Raw genomic sequence first — 991 nt, forward strand, 5'->3', positions numbered from 1 at the left:
GATGAGCATTCATTTTGGACTGGCGTGATTTTACCCTCGCTTAGCTCACCACGCAGGCAATTTTGCAAGGTGCCCATTTTCTGATGGCAAAAATACTTTTCCGGTATCTAACCATGGCTCAAAAGACATTTCTCCTGGTGTTGAGAGGCAATTGCTTAAAATACTGAGTATGTCCGTTGATGAATTCAGAAATATCAAGTAAATCGCCTAACACAACGCTCCAGCGGACACCAAACACTACGCAGCTTTTTGCGTATGCCTTCGGCATGATCGCGCAAATGCCGCTTCGTGTTTGGTGCCACTGAGCTTCGTCGTTGGCGCTGAAGAGATCAGATGAAATGCGCGACAGTACACCAGCGTTTGGCAGAGTAGACTAGCGGTTGTAGCTTTGGGGCACCAGACAGCGCGGTTCAGGTAAGAAAAGGACACCCATTTTGTTCCCATTTTGTTTCTTTGCATGTTGGGCCAGGGAATAATGGGGTTACGAGAAGAGACGAGAAGAGGGCAGTTTGTAGTATGAAATTAAGACTTAAGCACCAAGCTCGAATTTTCGAGCCCGGCACTTTCGGCCAGTCCCACGCTTCGATCCTTCTTCGACTGACGGATGGAAGTTACTTGGCCGCATGGTTTGCCGGGGCGAAAGAAGGGGCGGTCGATGTTTCCATCTACGGTGCAATCCGTGACCCAAGTGGAAGATGAAGCCAGCCCATGCAGTGGGCAAGAACCTGCAACTCACCACACTGGAATCCAGTTCTTTTTGCGCCACGAGATAGCCCAACCATGCTCTTTTTCAAGGAAGGTTGCCGTTGCGATCACTGGAGGACGTGGGTCACCAAATCGTTTGACGACGGGATTTCATGGGAAAAGCCCAGCGAACTTGTTCCTGGTGACATGGGGGGACGCGGTCCTGTCAAGACTCAACCACTATGCACTAAAGTGCATAGGTTGCCCCCTGGACTGAAAGTCCTAAATCATTCCAGGATAATGTTTC

1 protein-coding gene is annotated in these 991 nt (G+C 49.7%); it reads left to right on the top strand.

Annotated elements, in window-relative coordinates; translation table 11 throughout:
• Positions 1 to 708 precede the first annotated feature (708 nt).
• Positions 709 to 991: exo-alpha-sialidase (locus tag BQ17_RS23885; protein ID WP_176722259.1), on the top strand; the 283-nt coding region annotated here is incomplete at its 3' end.

Source organism: Candidatus Thiosymbion oneisti (assembly GCF_900092655.1).
Classification (GTDB): domain Bacteria; phylum Pseudomonadota; class Gammaproteobacteria; order Chromatiales; family Chromatiaceae; genus Thiosymbion; species Thiosymbion oneisti.